This window comes from Peribacillus sp. NPDC058002 (assembly GCF_042886655.1).
In the GTDB taxonomy this organism is placed as follows: domain Bacteria; phylum Bacillota; class Bacilli; order Bacillales; family DSM-1321; genus Peribacillus; species Peribacillus aracenensis.
The window spans coordinates 1-1,792 of the sequence record NZ_JBHVQU010000452.1 but is presented as its reverse complement, the minus strand read 5'-3'; the positions used below and the strand labels follow the sequence as shown (position 1 = coordinate 1,792).

General features: G+C 36.5%; 1 protein-coding gene. It reads left to right on the top strand.

Annotated elements, in window-relative coordinates; all coding sequences use genetic code 11:
* Positions 1-920: 920 nt before the first annotated feature.
* On the top strand, positions 921-1,792 hold an 872-nt coding region (locus tag ACFVSH_RS26215; RefSeq protein ID WP_387708730.1), incomplete at its 3' end, for an amino acid permease.

Below are 1,792 nucleotides of genomic sequence, written 5' to 3'. Positions count from 1 at the left end.
ATATATGGGTTGTGTCTCAAATGAAAGTTTAACTACATTCAGTATCCATTTCCCCGCAGTTAAGAACGAATTTATAAAGGTTTAATACATATTGACATTACATAGAGCATTATATTCTTAACGATATTTTTCGAGGCTGTAGATAGATCTTTGATTAATAGCGGAAGGTCTGCCGGTATTAATCAAAATCATTCTGAGTGATAATAAATCTATTTGGAAGATGCCAAGAAATAATAATTTGGATTTTGGCATCTTTTTTTTCTGTTATTTTTCAGTAAAAATATGTGTCGAAATTTTAAAATAAAATAATAAAATTGTCATTTTGAATCGATTGTGGATCAAAAAGGGTTAATAATTAATATATGAATCATAAATTAGGTTAACGATTCAATAATGAATCATTTTAAGTTTATAAAAGCGTTAAACCCCCATAAAATAACTATCCTTTTCTTGGCATGGATATTGCTGTTATTTATATATGTATAAAATTTTAATGAAAGAGGGTGAAGATTGAGGAAAGAAATAATAGAGCTGGGTAACTATAATTTTACATAAAAGGACTTCACTCAACAAAAAGCGAAAAGTCCAAAATCAACAAAGATCATTGTACTTTCCGTGTATTTCGTTGAGGGGCTGATGGTAGTAAAAAGGAGTATAAATAGAAAAGCACTTACGGTTAATAGAGTTTTTGCTGTGCAATATACATATACCGATTGTGAATTAGGCCTCATTAAAATTATTGATCTAAACGGGAATATGAATGTAATCATTGTTTTTGAATGAAAGATTTCTACTAGGGTACCCATGAGCAGTGATTTACTGCTTACAAAACGGTAAATTGACAGTTTTAAAGGATGGTGACAATAGTGGCACTTCAAACAAATGAATTGAAACATGGTCTCAAGACCAGGCATGTCACAATGATTTCTATTGGCGGGGTAATTGGGGCAGGACTATTTATCGGAAGCGGAACAATAATTGATTCAGCAGGACCTGGTGCCATATTATCGTATATAATCGCAGGATTGATGATCGTGCTTATAATGCGTATGCTGGGTGAAATGGCTGTGGTGAATCCTGATAGCGGATCCTTTTCAACATATGCACATCAAGCATTTGGTCCCTGGGCCGGATACACGATAGGCTGGTTATACTGGTTCAACTGGGTTATCATCATTGCCATTGAAACTACGCTATTGGGTACTATGATTCATGATTGGTTTCCTGGCATACCTATGTGGGCTGCCAGTCTATCTTTCCCTATATTAATGATGGTAACGAATATCTATTCAGTCAAAGCTTATGGGGAATTTGAATACTGGTTAGCTTTCATGAAAGTGGCTGCCATTGTAATATTCCTCTTCCTGGGCGCTGCCATGATTTTCGGATTTGTTCCAGGATTCGATTCACCAGGACTCTCTAACATTACTGGGGATGGAAGCTTTTTGCCAAATGGGTTTCTGCCTGTCCTCCTTAGTGTGATATTCATTACCTTCTCATTATCTGGAAGTGAAGTAGCTGCCATTGCTGCAGGGGAGTCTGAAAATCCCGAAAAAAATATTATTAGAGCCATAAACAGTGTTGTATGGCGTCTCCTTCTTTTCTTTGTTGGGTCAGTGACTGTTTTGGTTCTCGTAATTCCCCAGGGGGCTGAAGATTTACTTAAAACCCCCTATGCCAGCGTATTTGATATGGCAGGCCTCCCGGCAGCGGGTCAAGTCATGAATATCGTAATCTTCATTTCATTGCTTTCGGTTTTGAATTCAGGGCTATATACAAGCTCTCGTATGTC